Annotated in this window: 13 protein-coding genes and 2 tRNA genes; 3 read left to right on the top strand and 12 right to left on the bottom strand. The window is 72.3% G+C overall.

Translation table 11 applies throughout. From position 1 onward, the window contains the following. The first annotated feature begins 62 nt into the window (after window positions 1-62). Window positions 63-1,406 (top strand): MocR-like pyridoxine biosynthesis transcription factor PdxR, encoded by a 1,344-nt coding sequence (gene pdxR / locus EBO35_RS06350; RefSeq protein WP_122816975.1) that lies wholly within the window; start codon window positions 63-65, stop codon window positions 1,404-1,406. A gap of 23 nt (window positions 1,407-1,429) precedes the next feature. Here pdxR and EBO35_RS06345 read toward each other — a convergent pair whose 3' ends face one another. After that, on the bottom strand, window positions 1,430-1,858 hold the full coding sequence (locus EBO35_RS06345) for a DUF4233 domain-containing protein (RefSeq protein WP_241153892.1): 429 nt from the start codon (window positions 1,856-1,858) through the stop codon (window positions 1,430-1,432). Further along, window positions 1,855-3,228: a bifunctional tetrahydrofolate synthase/dihydrofolate synthase gene (gene folC, locus EBO35_RS06340; RefSeq protein ID WP_122816973.1), complete on the bottom strand. Its 1,374-nt coding sequence runs from the start codon at window positions 3,226-3,228 to the stop codon at window positions 1,855-1,857. The genes EBO35_RS06345 and folC overlap by 4 nt, the downstream gene beginning before the upstream one ends. A gap of 108 nt (window positions 3,229-3,336) precedes the next feature. On the opposite strand from folC, the gene EBO35_RS06335 reads away from it, so the two are divergent. Further along, window positions 3,337-4,161: a flavodoxin family protein gene (locus tag EBO35_RS06335; RefSeq protein ID WP_122816972.1), complete on the top strand. Its 825-nt coding sequence runs from the start codon at window positions 3,337-3,339 to the stop codon at window positions 4,159-4,161. 180 nt (window positions 4,162-4,341) lie between these two features. Further along, on the top strand, window positions 4,342-6,957 hold the full coding sequence (gene valS / locus EBO35_RS06330) for a valine--tRNA ligase (RefSeq protein WP_122816971.1): 2,616 nt from the start codon (window positions 4,342-4,344) through the stop codon (window positions 6,955-6,957). A 68-nt stretch (window positions 6,958-7,025) separates the two neighbouring features. On the opposite strand, the gene clpX is transcribed toward valS, so the two are convergent. From clpX to EBO35_RS06280, 10 genes are all read right to left on the bottom strand, one after another. Further along, window positions 7,026-8,306, bottom strand: coding sequence for an ATP-dependent Clp protease ATP-binding subunit ClpX (gene clpX / locus EBO35_RS06325; protein WP_122816970.1), 1,281 nt, complete (start codon window positions 8,304-8,306; stop codon window positions 7,026-7,028). A 153-nt stretch (window positions 8,307-8,459) separates the two neighbouring features. Beyond that, entirely contained in the window at window positions 8,460-9,131 is a 672-nt protein-coding gene (locus EBO35_RS06320; RefSeq protein ID WP_206422691.1) for an ATP-dependent Clp protease proteolytic subunit, read from the bottom strand. 5 nt (window positions 9,132-9,136) lie between these two features. Beyond that, a complete protein-coding gene (locus EBO35_RS06315) occupies window positions 9,137-9,742 on the bottom strand; it encodes an ATP-dependent Clp protease proteolytic subunit (protein ID WP_122819383.1) in 606 nt (201 codons plus the stop codon). Window positions 9,743-9,970: 228 nt separating this feature from the next. Continuing rightward, the gene (tig, locus tag EBO35_RS06310; RefSeq protein ID WP_122816969.1) at window positions 9,971-11,476 is read right to left on the bottom strand and encodes a trigger factor; all 1,506 of its coding nucleotides are present in this window, start codon (window positions 11,474-11,476) and stop codon (window positions 9,971-9,973) included. Window positions 11,477-11,543: 67 nt separating this feature from the next. Beyond that, a tRNA-Pro gene (locus EBO35_RS06305) sits at window positions 11,544-11,616 on the bottom strand. A 36-nt stretch (window positions 11,617-11,652) separates the two neighbouring features. Then, window positions 11,653-11,726: transfer RNA gene (locus EBO35_RS06300), tRNA-Gly, on the bottom strand. An 86-nt stretch (window positions 11,727-11,812) separates the two neighbouring features. Further along, a complete protein-coding gene (locus tag EBO35_RS06295; protein ID WP_122816968.1) occupies window positions 11,813-12,928 on the bottom strand; it encodes a PP2C family protein-serine/threonine phosphatase in 1,116 nt (371 codons plus the stop codon). A gap of 29 nt (window positions 12,929-12,957) precedes the next feature. Beyond that, window positions 12,958-13,815 (bottom strand): Fpg/Nei family DNA glycosylase, encoded by an 858-nt coding sequence (locus EBO35_RS06290; protein ID WP_122816967.1) that lies wholly within the window; start codon window positions 13,813-13,815, stop codon window positions 12,958-12,960. Then, a complete protein-coding gene (locus EBO35_RS06285; protein WP_122816966.1) occupies window positions 13,808-14,350 on the bottom strand; it encodes a ribose-5-phosphate isomerase in 543 nt (180 codons plus the stop codon). Before EBO35_RS06285 ends, EBO35_RS06290 begins: the two co-directional genes overlap by 8 nt. A gap of 34 nt (window positions 14,351-14,384) precedes the next feature. After that, a complete protein-coding gene (locus EBO35_RS06280) occupies window positions 14,385-15,269 on the bottom strand; it encodes an alpha/beta hydrolase (protein WP_122816965.1) in 885 nt (294 codons plus the stop codon). Between the last annotated feature and the right edge of the window lie 11 nt (window positions 15,270-15,280).

Genomic DNA, 15,280 nt, shown 5'->3' with positions numbered 1-15,280 from the left:
GCGTGACAACTAAGGTGGCCTGGGCGCACGGGCCACCGGCGCTCCAGATCGACAGGACACTCGTGACCACCTCCCCCGTTCTCCCCGTGACGCTGGATCGGGCCGCCGGCGGTCCGCTCGGCACCCAGCTGGCCGATCAGGTCCGCCGGCGCATCACCGCGGGGCGCCTGGGCGCGGGCGACCGACTGCCCAGCAGCCGCGCACTCGCGGTCGAGCTGGGAGTGGCCCGCGCGGTCACGGAGCAGGCCTACGGGCAGCTGGTCGCCGAGGGCTGGCTCGAAGGGCGCCACGGCTCGGGCACCTTCGTCGCCGCGGCCCCGCCGCTCTCGGCGCCGCGACCGATCCGCGCCGCGGCCCGGGCCACCGACCCGCCACTGCTACGACTGGGGGCCGGCACGCCGTGGATCGACCCCCGCCACCAGGCACTGTGGCGCCGCGCCTGGCGCGAGGTGTCGGTCGCCCAGCCGCCGGCGGGGTACGACGATCCCCGCGGCCTGCCCGAACTGCGCGCGGAGCTCGCCGACCGGCTGGCCAGGACCCGGGGCGTGGACTGCGACCCTGACGAGGTCATGGTGACCGGCGGCACCAGCGACGGCCTGCGTCACGCCTTGGGCGCGCTCCGCCCGGGACCGGTCAGCGTCGAGGATCCGGGCTACCAGGCGGCGGTGGCGGTCGTGCGCGCGACCGGACGCGAGGTGGTCGACGTGCCGCCGCTCGCCGTGCCCGACCTCCGGGGGCTCGCCGCGGCGTACGTCACCCCCGCCCACCAGCATCCCCTGGGCCCGATGATGCCGGGAGCGCTGCGCCTCGACCTCCTCGCGGCGTCGCGCGGCAGCGGCGCTGTCATCCTCGAGGACGACTACGACTCCGAACTGCGCTACGACGTCGCGCCGGTGCCGGCTCTGGCCGGCCTGGACCGCGACCGGGTGGTCTATCTCGGCACCGCCAGCAAGTCCGTCGCCCCGAGCCTGCGGCTGGGCTGGCTGGTCGCCCCGCCGGCGGTGCGCGAGCGGGTCGAGCGCCAGCGCGAGGTCACCCACGACGCCGTGTCCTGGCCGGTGCAGCGCGCGTTCCTCTCGCTGCTGCGCGAGGGGTACGTCGACCGGGTGCTGCGCTCGGCGCGCCGGGTCTATGCGCGCCGGGCGCAGCGGGTCGTGGCGGCGCTGGGACCGCACGGGGAGACCGCCGGCCCGGTCGCGGGGATGTACGCGACGTTCGAGATGCCCGCCGAGCGCGCGCGGGCCGCCCAGGTGGCCGCCCGGCGCGCGGGCTTCGACGTCCCGATGCTCGCCGACCACTGCCGCAGCGCGCGGCGCCATGGGCTCATCGTCGGCTTCGGCGGGGCGCTGGACGACGGCCAGCTCGACGCCGCGCTGGCCGCGATGGTGCGCGGGCTCGAGGGCTGAGCCGGGCGCTCAGCCGGGGCCGGTCAGCCGGACGAGCGCTGGGCGTCGTACGCCGCCCACGCCTGCGCCCGCTCGCGCTCGATCCGCTTGCCGAGGAAGTACGCAGTGCCCCACAGCAGCGCGAAGATCCCGCCGAGGAAGAACATCATCGGGATCACCAGGCCGAGCGCGATCGCGGCGACCTGGATCAGCCAGCCGACGCCGTAGGCCCACTCCGCACGCAGCATCCCGGCCAGCAGCAGGCACGCCAGCGTCAGCCCCAGGCCGATGCCGAGCGCCACCGGGAGGTCCACGTCGGCGACGGTGATCAGCACGGGCGTGGTCAGCCCGAGCGTGATCGCCTCGAGGGCGAGCACCGCTGCGCACATCCCGCGGCGGGGCGACTTGGTGCGCTCCCGCTCCTCGGGGGTCGGCCCCTCGGGGGCCGGGCCCTGGGGCGTCGGGGCGCTCATCGGCGGCCGCCCAGCAGCGCGCGGGCCTCGCCTGCGGTGACGACCGACCCGGTGACCAGCACCGCACCGGAGCCCAGCGGGTCCCCGAAGGCCTCCCCTACCTCGGCCAGGGCGGCCGCGGTGTCCAGGGCGTCGGCGAGCCGCGGCACGACAGTGACCCGCTCCTCGCCGTACATCTCCCGGGCGGCCTCGGCCAGCTGCTCGGCGGGCATCGCGCGCGGGGTGGAGTTCTGGGTGCAGACCAGGTGCGAGAGCACCGGCTCCAGGGCCGCCAGCAGGCCGTCGGCGTCCTTGTCGGCCATCACGCCCACGACGCCGATGAGCGGCGAGAACGCGAAGGAGTCCTCCAGGGCGGAGGCCAGCGCCTCCGCGCCGTGGGGGTTGTGGGCGGCGTCGAGGACGATCGTCGGCGAGCGCCGGACCACCTCGAGGCGGGCCGGCGAGGTCACCTCGGCGAACGCGGCGCGGACCACCTCGTCGGACAGCGGCTCCTCCCCCGTCACGAAGGCCTCGACGGCGGCCAGCGCGACGGCTGCGTTCTGCGCCTGGTGGGCCCCGTGCAGGGGCAGGTACAGGTCGTCGTAGCGGCCGCGCAGGCCCTGCAGGGAGACGACCTGGCCGCCCACCCCGGGCACCCGGGAGACGACACCGAACTCCATGCCCTCGCGCGCGACGGTGGCGCCGACCTCCGCGGCGCGCTCGAGCAGGACCTCCGCCACCTCCGGGCGCTGCTCGGCGAGCACCACCCGGGCGCCGGGCTTGATGATCCCGGCCTTCTCGCGGGCGATCGCGACCGGCGTGTCGCCCAGGTGCTGGGCGTGGTCCAGCGCGATCGGCAGCACCACCGCGACCGCGCCGTCGGCGACGTTGGTGGCGTCCCAGGTCCCGCCCATCCCGACCTCGACGACGGCGACCTCGACCGGGGCGTCGGCGAACGCGGCGAACGCCATCGCGACGATCGTCTCGAAGAACGACAGCGGGTGCGGCTGGTCCGCGTCGACCAGGTGCGTGTACGGCGCGACGTCGTTGAACGCGCGCACGAAGTCCTCGTCCGAGAGCGGCTCGCCGTCCACGGAGATCCGCTCGGTCATCCGCTCCACGTGCGGGCTGGTGAACCGGCCGGTGCGCAGCTCGAGGCCGCGCAGCAGCGCGTCGATCATCCGGGACGTCGTGGTCTTGCCGTTGGTGCCGGTCAGGTGGATGACCGGGTAGCTGCGCTGGGGATCGCCGAGCAGCTCGGTGAAGGCGCTGATCCGGTCCAGGGACGGCTCCAGCCGGGTCTCCGGCCAGCGGGACAGCAGCGCGTCCTCGACCTCGGCGTACGTCTCGGCAAGGCGGGGGATCTCGGGCGGCTCGGGGGTCTCGGTCATCGCGTCACGAGTCTAGGCGGGACGGTCGCCGCGCCGCTCGGGGGCAAGGCGCCTGGGCGCGGAGCCGGACGTCCGATGCGCGCCGGCGCAACTCGATAGGATATACGGATGAATGAGATGCGGATCGGCGTGGTTCTGGGCAGCGGGCACGGCACGGCCGGCACCACCGGCGCACTGGTCGACGACCTGGTCGCGCGGGTCCGGGCCCACGGGGCGGCCTCGACGCCCGGTGTCGAACTGAACGTCGACACGGTCGTGGTCGAGGACCTGGGTCTGGGCCAGTCCTGCCCGGCCTGCCTGTCCTGCATGACCGCCGGCGAGCAGGCCTGCCCCTCCTACGACCGCGCGGCGCCCGCCCGGCAGCTGAAGGACGCCGCCGACCTGGTCGTGTTCGCGACCCCGGTGCACTCCTTCCAGGTGTCGGCGGCCATGAAGCGCTTCGTCGACCACTTCGCCTACCTCATCCACCGGCCCGCGTACGTCGGCAAGCCGGCCGTGCTGCTCTCCACCGCGGCCGGCGGCGGTCACGACGCGGCCCTGGGGTACCTGCGCACCGCCGTGCGCCGATGGGGCTTCCACACCGTGGGGCAGCTCGGCGTCAACGGACCCGGCCTGCGCCGGCCGGCCTACCGCGGGCGCGTGGACGCGGCGCTCGACGAGCTCGCCGGCACCGTGCTGGCCGCACCGACCGCCGGCGAGCCGCGCCCCACCACCGCCGACCTGATCGGCTTCCGGGTGGCCCGACTGCTGGTCGAGGGCGGCCGGGAGGACGGCCCGGTCGACGCGGCCTACTGGGACGAGCGCGGCTGGTTCGACGCCGACTGGTTCTCCGACGCCACGGTGCCGTTCCTGCCCAACCGGATCGCCGCCACCGTGGAGAAGAGGATCCGCGCCGGCATTGAGCAGGGCTCGGCGAAGCCCTACCGCGGCTGAGCGACCGCGGGCGCGTCGCTCGCGGCGATGACGACGTTCGCGGTGTCCGCCAGGAAGGCGGCCGGGTCCTCGAGGAGATCGAGGGACAGCAGGTCGGAGGTCATGGCCGCACGGTGCTCGCGGAGTCCCGGCCGGCAACCGGTTTTCGCAGGTGAGCGCGCCGGCCCTAGGATTTCTCTTATGACCGAGACCCAGCACGACCAGGCTCCCGACACGACCAGCGCACCTCGCGCGGTCGTCGTACCGGAGAAGCCTGCCCTCGAGGGACTCGAGCAGCGGTGGTCCCAGCGGTGGAAGGAGCAGGACACCTACGCCTTCGACCGGACCCAGCCGCGGGAGAACGTCTACTCGATCGACACCCCGCCGCCGACCGTCTCCGGCAGCCTGCACGTCGGGCACGTCTTCTCCTACACCCACACCGACCTGATCGCCCGCTACCAGCGGATGCGCGGCAAGTCCGTCTTCTACCCGATGGGCTGGGATGACAACGGCCTGCCCACCGAGCGCCGCGTGCAGAACTACTTCGGCGTGCGCTGCGACCCCTCCCTGCCCTACGACCCGGACTTCACGCCGCCGGAGAAGCCGGACCCCAAGCGCCAGGTGCCGATCAGCCGGCCGAACTTCGTCGAGCTGTGCGAGCGCCTGGTCGTCGAGGACGAGCAGGTCTTCGAGTCGCTGTGGCGCACGCTGGGCCTCTCGGTCGACTGGAAGCAGCACTACACGACCATCGGCCCCAAGGCGCAGACCGCCAGCCAGCGCGCCTTCCTGCGCAACCTCGCCCGCGGGGAGGCCTACCTCCAGGAGGCGCCGACCCTGTGGGACGTGACCTTCCAGACCGCCGTCGCCCAGGCCGAGCTCGAGGCGCGTGAGTACGCCGGCGCCTACCACCGGGTGCACTTCCACCGGCCCGACGGCGAGGTCGTCGCGATCGAGACCACCCGCCCCGAGCTGATCCCGGCCGTGGTCGCCCTGATCGCGCACCCCGACGACGAGCGCTACCAGCCGCTCTTCGGCACCACCGTGACCAGTCCGGTGTTCGGGGTCGAGATCCCGGTGCTGGCCCACCCCGCCGCGGAGATGGACAAGGGCGCCGGCATCGCCATGTGCTGCACCTTCGGCGACCTCACCGACGTGCAGTGGTGGCGTGAGCTGCAGCTGCCGGTGCGCACGGTCGTCGGCCGGGACGGCCGGCTGCTGCGCGAGACCCCGGAGTGGCTCGCCGCCGAGCCCGCCGCCGCGGCGTACGAGGACCTCAAGGGCAAGACCACGTTCAGCGCGCGGGAGGCGATGGTCGCCAAGCTGCGCGAGTCCGGCGACCTGGACGGCGAGCCGAGGCCGACCCAGCGGATGGCGAACTTCTTCGAGAAGGGCGACAAGCCGCTGGAGATCGTCGCCACGCGCCAGTGGTACATCCGCAACGGCGGCCGCGACGCCGATCTGCGCGCCGAGCTGCTCGAGCGCGGCGCCGAGATCACCTGGGCCCCGGCGCACATGAAGCACCGCTACGACAACTGGGTGGGCGGGCTCAACGGCGACTGGCTGATCTCGCGCCAGCGCTTCTTCGGCATCCCGTTCCCGGTCTGGTACCCGCTCGACGAGCACGGCGAGCCCGACCACGATCACCCGCTGCTGCCCACCGAGGCCGAGCTGCCGGTCGACCCCTCGACCGACGCCCCGCGCGGCTACACCGAGGAGCAGCGCGGCAAGCCCGGCGGGTTCGTCGGCGACCCGGACGTCATGGACACCTGGGCCACCTCCTCCCTCACCCCGCAGATCGCGGGCGGATGGGAGTCCGACCCCGACCTGTTCGAGCGGGTCTTCCCGATGGACCTGGCCACCCAGGCCCACGACATCATCCGCACCTGGCTGTTCGCCCGGGTCGTGCGCGCCCACCTCGAGAACGGCGTCGCCCCGTGGCACCACGCGCTGATCTCCGGGTTCGTGATGGACCCCGACCGCAAGAAGATGTCGAAGTCCAAGGGCAACGTCGTCGTCCCGAACGAGATCCTCGACCGGTTCGGCGCCGACGCGGTCCGCTGGCGCGCGGCGATGTCGCGCCCCGGCCTGGACTCCCCGTTCGACGAGAGCCAGATGAAGGTCGGCCGCCGGCTGGCGATGAAGGTCCTCAACGCCTCGAAGTTCGTGATCGGCGGCGTCGGCGCCACCGAGCTGAACGCCTTCGAGGTCTCCGAGCCGCTGGACTGCGCGCTGCTCGGGCGCCTGGCCGTCGTCGTCACCCGCGCCACGGAGGCGTTCGAGGCCTACGACTACACCACGGCCCTGGAGTCGGTGGAGAAGTTCTTCTGGGAGTTCTGCGACGACTACCTCGAGCTGGTCAAGGAGCGTGCGTACGCCGAGGACGGCGGCGTGGCCACCGACTCGGCCCGGGCCACCCTCGCGATCGCGCTCCAGGTCCAGCTGCGCCTGCTCGCGCCGTTCCTGCCCTACGTGACCGAGGAGGTCTGGTCGTGGTGGCAGGAGGGCTCGGTGCACCACGCCGCCTGGCCGACCGAGCTCGACCTCGGCGCGGCGGCCGCCGCCGACCCGTCCACCGTCGACGCCGTGGCGGCCGCGCTGGCCGGCATCCGCGGCGCGAAGTCGCAGGCCAAGGTCTCGATGCGCGCGGAGCTCTCGCGGGTCGAGGTCCGCGGCCCGGAGCGCCTGGTCCGGGCGGCCGAGACGGCCGCCGAGGACCTGCGCAAGACCGGCCGGGTCGTGGGCGACCTGGTCTTCACCGTCGACGAGGCGGCGACGGAGATCGCCGTCGACGCCGAGCTCGCCCCGACCGGAGACTGAAACGCGCCTGAGCCCGGCCGGGGCACTCCCCCGGCCGGGCTCAGGCGGTCACGCTCACACGTTCGGGCTCAGGCGGACTTCTTCTTCTTCTCCGACGTCCGCTCCACCAGCGTGGGCGCGACGTCGCCGGTGACGACCTCACCGGTCACGATCACCTTCGCGATGTCGCCGCGCGAGGGCACGTCGTACATGACGTGGAGGAGGACCTCCTCGATGATCGCGCGCAGTCCGCGCGCGCCGGTGCCGCGCTCCATGGCGTTGTCGGCGATCGCCGCGATGGCGTCGTCGGTGAACTCCAGCTCGACGCCGTCGAGCTCGAAGAGCTTCTGGTACTGCTTGACCAGAGCGTTGCGGGGCTCGGTGAGGATCTGCACCAGGGCTGCCTGGTCGAGCTTGTTCACGCTCGCGATCAGCGGCAGCCGGCCGATGAACTCGGGGATCAGCCCGAACTTGGCCAGGTCCTCGGGGCGCACCTGGGAGAGCAGGTCCTCCGCGTCGCGCTCGGCCTGGCCGCGCACCTCCGCGGTGAAACCGAGGGTCTTCTTGCCGACCCGCTGCTCGACGATGTGCTCGAGGCCGGCGAAGGCGCCGCCGACCACGAACAGGATGTTCGTGGTGTCGATCTGGATGAACTCCTGGTGCGGATGCTTGCGCCCGCCCTGCGGCGGCACCGAGGCGGTGGTGCCCTCGATGATCTTCAGCAGCGCCTGCTGCACGCCCTCACCCGAGACGTCGCGCGTGATCGAGGGGTTCTCCGCCTTGCGGGCCACCTTGTCGATCTCGTCGATGTAGATGATGCCGGTCTCGGCCTTCTTGACGTCGTAGTCGGCCGCCTGGATCAGCTTCAGCAGGATGTTCTCGACGTCCTCGCCGACGTAGCCCGCCTCCGTCAGCGCGGTCGCGTCGGCGATCGCGAAGGGGACGTTCAGCATCCGGGCGAGGGTCTGCGCGAGGTAGGTCTTGCCGCAGCCGGTGGGGCCGATGACGAGGATGTTGGACTTGGCGACCTCGACGACCTCCTCCTTGCTGTGCTTGCCCGCCACGGGCTGGAGGCCGGCCTGGACCCGCTTGTAGTGGTTGTAGACCGCCACCGCGAGGGACTTCTTCGCCTGCTCCTGCCCGATCACGTAGGCGTTGAGGAACTCGAAGATCTCCCGGGGCTTGGGCAGCTCCTCGAGACCGACCTCGGAGCCGTCGCGGAGCTCCTCCTCGATGATCTCGTTGCACAGGTCGATGCACTCGTCGCAGATGTAGACCCCGGGGCCCGCGATCAGCTTCTTGACCTGCTTCTGGCTCTTCCCGCAGAAGGAACACTTCAGCAGGTCGCCACCGTCACCGATTCGTGCCACGGACGGTCATCCTCCTCAGCGTGGACCGACACGGCCCTGACGCGCTCGAAACTCTAGTGACGGTACCCCGAGCCCGGCCTGTTCGGGGGCCGGACACGGGGTGAACGTCCGAAGACCTGGCCGGCACCCGTGGGGGTGCCAGCCAGGACATGGTCAGGACGAGGCGAGCGCCGGGGCGCTCTTGCGGGACTCGATGACGGCGTCGATCAGGCCGTACTCGACCGCGCCGGCCGCCGTCAGGATCTTGTCGCGCTCGATGTCGCGGCTCACCTGCTCGCGGTCGCGCCCGGAGTGCGTCGAGATCATCGTCTCGAGCAGCTCGCGCATGCGCAGGATCTCGTTGGCCTGGATCTCGATGTCCGAGGTCTGCCCGAAGGTGCCCTCGGTGTAGGGCTGGTGGATCAGGATCCGGCTGTTCGGCAGCGCCATCCGCTTGCCGGGCGCGCCGGCGGCGAGCAGGACGGCGGCGGCCGAGGCGGCCTGGCCGATGCAGACCGTGTGCACGTCGCACTTGATGAAGTTCATCGTGTCGTAGATCGCGGTCAGCGCGGTGAACGAGCCACCGGGGCTGTTGATGTAGATCTGGATGTCCTGGTCGGGGTTCATCGACTCCAGGCACATCAGCTGGGCGATCACGGCGTTCGCGACGTCGTCGGAGATCGGCGTGCCGAGGTAGATGATGCGGTCCTCGAAGAGCTTGCCGTACGGGTCGATGCGCCGGAACCCGTAGGACGTGCGCTCCTCCCACTGCGGGATGTAGTAGTTCGCGGACGGGCTCAGCTCGGGAGCCATGGCGCCCTGCGGGAGCTGCGGAATCTGGGACATGGGGGTCAGTCCTTCGTGTGGGCCGGGCGGCCGTCGTCGGCGGCTTCGCGGGCACTCTTGACGACCTGGTCGACCAGGCCGTACTCGAGCGCCTGCTGGGCGGTGAACCAGCGGTCGCGGTCGGCATCCGCCTCGACCTGCTCGACGCTCTGGCCGGTGTGCTCGGCGATGAGCTCGAGGAGCACCTTCTTGATGTGCAGCGACTGCTGGGCCTGGATCTTGATGTCGGAGGCGGAGCCTCCCATGCCGGAGGACGGCTGGTGCATCATGATCCGCGCGTGCGGCAGGGCGTAGCGCTTGCCCTTGGTGCCGGCGCAGAGCAGGAACTGGCCCATCGAGGCCGCCAGTCCCATGCCCACCGTCGCGACGTCGTTGGGGATGTAGTTCATGGTGTCGTAGATCGCCATGCCCGCATCCACGGAGCCGCCGGGGCTGTTGATGTGCAGGAAGATGTCCGCCTCGGGGTCCTCCGCCGAGAGCAGCAGCAGCTGCGCGCAGATCGCGTTCGCGTTCTGGTCGCGCACCTCCGAACCGAGGAACACGATGCGCTCGCGGAGCAGGCGCTGGTAGATGTGGTCGTCGAGGACGTTGATGCCGCCGCCGCCGCCCATCTGGGAGTCGTGCGAGGGGCTGGAGTTCTGGGTCACGGGCCGACCCTAGCCCGTGGACCGGACACTTCCACGGACAATGCGCCCCTGTTCGCCAACAGCGGATTTCGCCCGCCGCGTCCGTGCCTTCCCGGCCCGGACGGGGCGCCGAGCGCCGTACGCACGACTGCGGCCCACCCGGAGATCCGGATGGGCCGCAGCGCACGAGCTCGGGCCTGGTGGCCCCGGTCGTCAGTCGTTCTCGGCAGCCTTCTCAGCAGCCTTCTTGGCCGGCTTCTTGGCGGCCTTCTTGGCCGGCTTCTTCGCGGCCTTCTTGGGCGCCTCGTCCTCGGTGGCCTCGTCTGCGGGGGCCTCGTCGGCAGCGGCCTCGTCGGCGGACTCCTGCCCGGCCTCCTCGGTCTCCGCCGCGGCGATGGTGCCGTCGGGAAGCAGGTTCTTCAGCTCGACCACATTGCCCGAGGCGTCCTTGACCACTGCCGACTCGACGATCGTCGCGAGCGCCTTGCCACGCAGGATCTCCTGGACCAGGTCCGGGATGTGGTTGTGCTCGAACATGTGGTTCGCGAACTCCTGCGGGTCCTGACCGGACTGCTGGGCGCGGCGGACCATGTGCTGGGTGAGCTCGTTCTGGTCGATCCCGAGCTCCTCCTTCTTCGCGATCTCGTCGAGGATGAACTGCGCGGCGACAGCGTCGCGGACCCGGCGGTCGAGGTCGGCCTCGAACTCCTCGACGGTCTGGCCCTCGTCCTCGAGGTACTTCTCCATCGTGATGCCGGCGAACGCGAGCTGCTGCTCGATGTTCTGGCGGCGCGCGTTCAGCTCGTCGGTGACCATGGTCTCCGGCAGCGGGACCTCGACCTTCTCCAGCAGCGCCTCGAGGACGGCGTCGCGCGCGGCGGCCGCCTGCTCGAGCCGCTTGCCGCGGCCCAGACGCTCGCGCACGTCGGCGGTGAGCTCCTCGATCGTGTCGAACTCCGAGGCGAGCTGAGCGAACTCGTCGTCGTACTCGGGCAGCTCCTGCTCCTGGACCTGCGAGACCGAGACGTGGACCTCGACGGACTGACCGACCAGGTCACCGCCGACCAGCTCGGAGGTGAAGGTCTTCGCGTCGCCGGCGGCCATGCCGGCCAGCGCCTCGTCGAGGCCCTCGAGCATCCCGCCGCGCCCGACCTGGTAGGACATCCCGGACACCTCGGCGCCCTCGACCGGCTCGCCGTCCTGGGTCGCCTGGAGGTCCATCACGACGAAGTCGCCCTCGGCGGCGGGACGCTCGACGTCGGTGAGCGTCGCGAACCGCTCGCGCAGCGCCTTGACCTGCTCGTCGACGTCCTCGTCGGTGACCTCGACGTCGTCGACCTGAGCCTCGAGGCCCTCGTAGGAGGGCAGCTCGATGGTCGGCTTGACGTCGACCTCGGCGGTGAACTCCAGCACGTCGTTGTCCTCGAGCTTGGTCAGCTCGATCTCCGGCTGGGCCAGCGGCTCGAGGGAGTTCTCCTGCAGCGCCTCGACGTACTTCTTCGGGAGCACGTCGTTGACGGCCTCGTCGAGGACCACGCCGCGGCCGACCTGGCGGTCGATGACCATCGCAGGGACCTTGCCCCGGCGGAAGCCGGGGACGTTGATCTGCTGCGCGATCCGCTTGTACGCCGCGTCGAGGCTCGGCTTGAGCTCCTCGAAGGGCACCTCGACGGTCAGCTTGGCCCTGGTCGGGCTCAAGGTCTCGACGGCGCTCTTCACAGGTTGTCTCCTGTCAATCGTTGTTTCCGGGGTGACCGGGGAGGGTCACCGTGAGATGGTCAGTGCGTCGGGGCGACAGGACTCGAACCTGCGGTCTCCTGCTCCCAAAGCAGGCGCGCTAGCCACTACGCTACGCCCCGCCAAGCAGCCGCCCCGAACTGCCGGGACGGCCCACCTGGAGCGGATGACGGGAATCGAACCCGCGTAGCCAGTTTGGAAGACTGGGGCTCTACCATTGAGCTACATCCGCGCGGCTGGTGCCCGCCCGTGAGGGCGCGCGAGAGCCGGGGTCATCGTGCCACACCGATCGGCCCGCGCCCCAACCGGGCCGAGCCCTCAGCTGCGGGTGACCACGACCATCGCCCGGTCGTCGTCACGGGACCCCAGGGCGGTGACGAGCCGGTCCGCGGCGCCGGCGAACTCGCCGCGCAGCAGCTGCTCGGCCGCACCCAGCATCCGGTCGATGCCGAGCTCGATGTCGCGGCGCGGCTCCTCGACCATGCCGTCGGTGTAGAGCATCACCGCGTCGCCGGGCTCGAGCACCCCGCTCACCGCGTGGAACTCGGCGTCGGGCAGCAGGCCCAGCACCGGTCCCTCGGAGCCCAGCACGCTCCACCGCCCCGAGCCGGCCGCCCGGCGGACCGCTGGCGGGTGGCCGGCGGTGCGCAGCTCGAAGCGGCCGTCGGAGAGGTCCAGGGCGAGGTGCACGGCGGTGGCGAACCCCTCGGCCCAGTCCTGGCGCAGCAGGTACTCGTTGGCCGCCGGGAGGAACGACTGCGGGGGCAGTGCCCCGATCAGGCCGCCGAAGGCACCCGAGAGCATCAGCGCCCGGGTGCCGGCCTGCTCACCCTTGCCCGAGACGTCCACGACCACGACGTCGAGCCGGTCGGGGCTCGGCTGGCTCGCGACCAGGAAGTCGCCCGCGAACGGCGTACCGCCGGCCGAGCGCAGGGCCGACTCCATCCGCCAGCCCCGCGGGAGGGCCGGGATGCCGCCCTGGTTCAGGATGCGGTCGCGCAGGTCGACGAACATCGCCTCGCCAGCGGCCCCGCCCACGCCCAGGCGGGAGCGCCGCCTGCTCGCCAGCAGCACGATCGCCGCCATCAGCAGCTCGATGCCGACGGTGACGACGACGCGGGGGGTGATCCTGACCTGGAAGACAGTCGCGATCAGGACCATGACCACGATCCACACGACGAACCACTGCAGCTGGCGCGGCCCGAGCAGCAGGCTGCCGACCAGCAGCGGGACCATCAGCCCGACCACCGGCACCGTGGCCGGCCACAGCGCCACGGCGAGGGTGAGCGCACCGGAGAACCCGACCAGCGCCGCGGCGAGGCCGTACTCCTGCAGCACGCTGCGGCGTACGACGTCCCGCACGCGCCCCGCGAGGCGGGACCGTGCCGGCAGCACCGGTCGGGCCGGGCGCTCTGATCGAGCCGTCGCGTCCATCGAGGGCCGACCCTTCGTCGGGAGGCCGCTCATCCTACGGCGCGGGAGCGGAACCGGGGCTGGCAGCGCGCGCACCAGAACAGGTTGCGGCCCTGGAGCTCCGTGGTGCGCACGGTGCTGCCGCAGACCAGGCAGGCCTGGCCGTGGCGGCGATAGACGTAGACCTCTCCCCCGTGGTCGTCGCGCCGCGGCGGCCGGCCCATCGCCTCCGGCGTGTGCTCGGGGCGCACCGTGTCGATCCGGCCGGTGCGCACGCCCTCGGCCATCAGCTCGACCAGGTCCGCCCAGATCGCCTGCCACTGGCCGCGGCGCAGGGTGTTGCCCGGCCGCATCGGGTCGATGCGGTGCCGGAACAGGACCTCGGCGCGGTAGACGTTGCCGACGCCGGCGAGCACTGACTGGTCCATGAGCAGGCCGCCGATCGGGGCCCGGCTGCGCCGGATCCGCTCCCAGGCGCGGTCGGGGTCGGCGTCGGGACGGATCGGGTCGGGGCCGGACCGGTCGACGACCGCGTCGCGCTGCTCGCGGGTGAACAGCTCGCAGGCAGTGGCGCCACGGAGGTCGGCGTACGCCCAGGTGTCCCGGCCGACGGCCGGGGGCCGCACCAGCCGGAGCCGGACCTGGCCGACCGGTTCGGGGACCTCCGCGACGCCGTCGTGGACGTCGAACTTGCCGTAGAGGCCGAGGTGGACGTGGACGAACCGGTCACCGGGGAACTCCACGAACAGGTGCTTGCCCCACGCCTCGGCGTCCTGGAGCACCTGGCCGTCGAGGAGCGCCGCGGAGTCGGCGAACCGGCCCTGCGGGCTGGCCACCCGCACGGCGTGCCCGGCGAAGGCGTCGCGCACCGCACCGGCCAGCCGGTGCAGGGTGTGACCCTCAGGCATTCGACTCCGGCTGGCCCTGTCCCTGGCCCTGGCCCTGTCCGTGGCCGAGCGCGGACTCCGGGAGCGGCGGCAGTTCGCGGGTGACCTCGTAGTCGGCGAGCTGCCCGATGCGGCGCACGTGCCGCTCGTCGCCGGGGAACGACGTGGTCAAGAAGACCTCGACGAATCGGGTCATGTCCTCGAGCGAGTGCATCCGGCCGCCGACCGAGACCACGTTGGCGTCGTTGTGCTCGCGGGCCAGCACGGCGGTCTCCTCGGACCACACCAGCGCGGAGCGGACCCCGATCACCTTGTTGGCGGCGATCTGCTCGCCGTTGCCCGAGCCGCCGATGACGACGCCGAGGCTGTCGAGCCCCTCGGCGCGCTCGGCGGCGACGGCCTCGGCCGCGCGCAGGCAGAAGACGGGGTAGTCGTCGAGCGGGTCGTGGACGAAGGGGCCGTGGTCGATGGGCTCGTAGCCGTGGTCGACCAGCCACCCCATCAGGTGGTCCTTGAGGTCGAGGCCGGCATGGTCGGATCCGAGGTGCACGCGCATGGGGCAATTCTGACAGCCCGGTCCGCGCGGGCGCTCAGCGGTGCAGCCCCAGGAAGCCGGTCACCTGCACCATCAGCGGGTCGGCGGACGGGAACACCCCGGGGTGGCGCCAGAAGCCGTGCACCTGGCCGAGGTAGCGGGTCGCGGTGACCGTGACCCCCTCCTGCGCGAGCCGCCGCGCGAGGTGCTCGCCCTCGTCGCGCAGCGGGTCGTGCTCGGCGGTGATGACCAGGGTCGGCGGCAGGGTTCCGAGCCGGTCCGAGCGCAGCGGCGCCAGGTCGGGATCCTCGAGGTCGGCCGGCGAGCCGGCGTACTGCTGCCAGTACCAGGCCGCCTCGCCGGCGGCGAAGCCCTCGGCCCCGCTGGCGTAGGAGTCGAAGGCCTGGGAGGGGTCGAGGAAGGGGTAGATGAGCGCGACCGCGGCGAACCGGCCGGGATGACGCAGCGCCGCGACCAGCGCGAGGTTGGCGCCGGCACTGTCGCCGTGGGCGTACGCCGGGCCGACCAGGCCTCGGGCCGGGCTCTCGCGGTCGAGCCAGCCGAGCACGGTGTCGACGTCGTCGGGCGCGGCCGGGAACCGGTGCTCCGGGGGACGCCGGTAGTCGACGCTGAGGACAGCGACGCCGCTGCGGTTCGCGAGGCGGCGGGCGGCCGGGTCGTGGACCTCGATGTCGTTGAGCACGAAGCCGCCGCCGTGCAGGTGCACGATCACGCCTGGACGGCGCTCGGCCGGCAGGTAGAGGCGGCACGCGACGCCGTCGGCGTCGACGTCGTGGACCTCGGCGACGTCCTCGCGTGGGGCGGCGAGCGCGGCGGCGCGGTCCCGCGCCCGCTCGGCCACGTGGTCGAACGCCGGATCGGTGACCGACTGCGCGTCGCGCGCCTCGGTCACCGCCCGCTGGGCTTCCGGGAAGAGCACCGCTCCCCCGC

Source organism: Nocardioides pantholopis, from assembly GCF_003710085.1.
In the GTDB taxonomy this organism is placed as follows: Bacteria; Actinomycetota; Actinomycetes; order Propionibacteriales; family Nocardioidaceae; genus Nocardioides; species Nocardioides pantholopis.
This window is presented reverse-complemented; position numbering and strand designations above follow the sequence as displayed.

What these genes read in the sequence shown, in the direction of transcription:
- EBO35_RS06285 (WP_122816966.1), bottom strand. Translation starts at nt 14,350, where the DNA reads ATGCGCGTGCACCTCGGATCCGACCATGCCGGCCTCGACCTCAAGGAC.
- EBO35_RS06335 (WP_122816972.1), top strand. Translation starts at nt 3,337, where the DNA reads ATGAATGAGATGCGGATCGGCGTGGTTCTGGGCAGCGGGCACGGCACG.
- folC (WP_122816973.1), bottom strand. Translation starts at nt 3,228, where the DNA reads ATGACCGAGACCCCCGAGCCGCCCGAGATCCCCCGCCTTGCCGAGACG.
- valS (WP_122816971.1), top strand. Translation starts at nt 4,342, where the DNA reads ATGACCGAGACCCAGCACGACCAGGCTCCCGACACGACCAGCGCACCT.
- EBO35_RS06315 (WP_122819383.1), bottom strand. Translation starts at nt 9,742, where the DNA reads ATGGGCGGCGGCGGCGGCATCAACGTCCTCGACGACCACATCTACCAG.
- EBO35_RS06320 (WP_206422691.1), bottom strand. Translation starts at nt 9,131, where the DNA reads ATGTCCCAGATTCCGCAGCTCCCGCAGGGCGCCATGGCTCCCGAGCTG.
- EBO35_RS06290 (WP_122816967.1), bottom strand. Translation starts at nt 13,815, where the DNA reads ATGCCTGAGGGTCACACCCTGCACCGGCTGGCCGGTGCGGTGCGCGAC.
- EBO35_RS06295 (WP_122816968.1), bottom strand. Translation starts at nt 12,928, where the DNA reads ATGGACGCGACGGCTCGATCAGAGCGCCCGGCCCGACCGGTGCTGCCG.
- EBO35_RS06345 (WP_241153892.1), bottom strand. Translation starts at nt 1,858, where the DNA reads ATGAGCGCCCCGACGCCCCAGGGCCCGGCCCCCGAGGGGCCGACCCCC.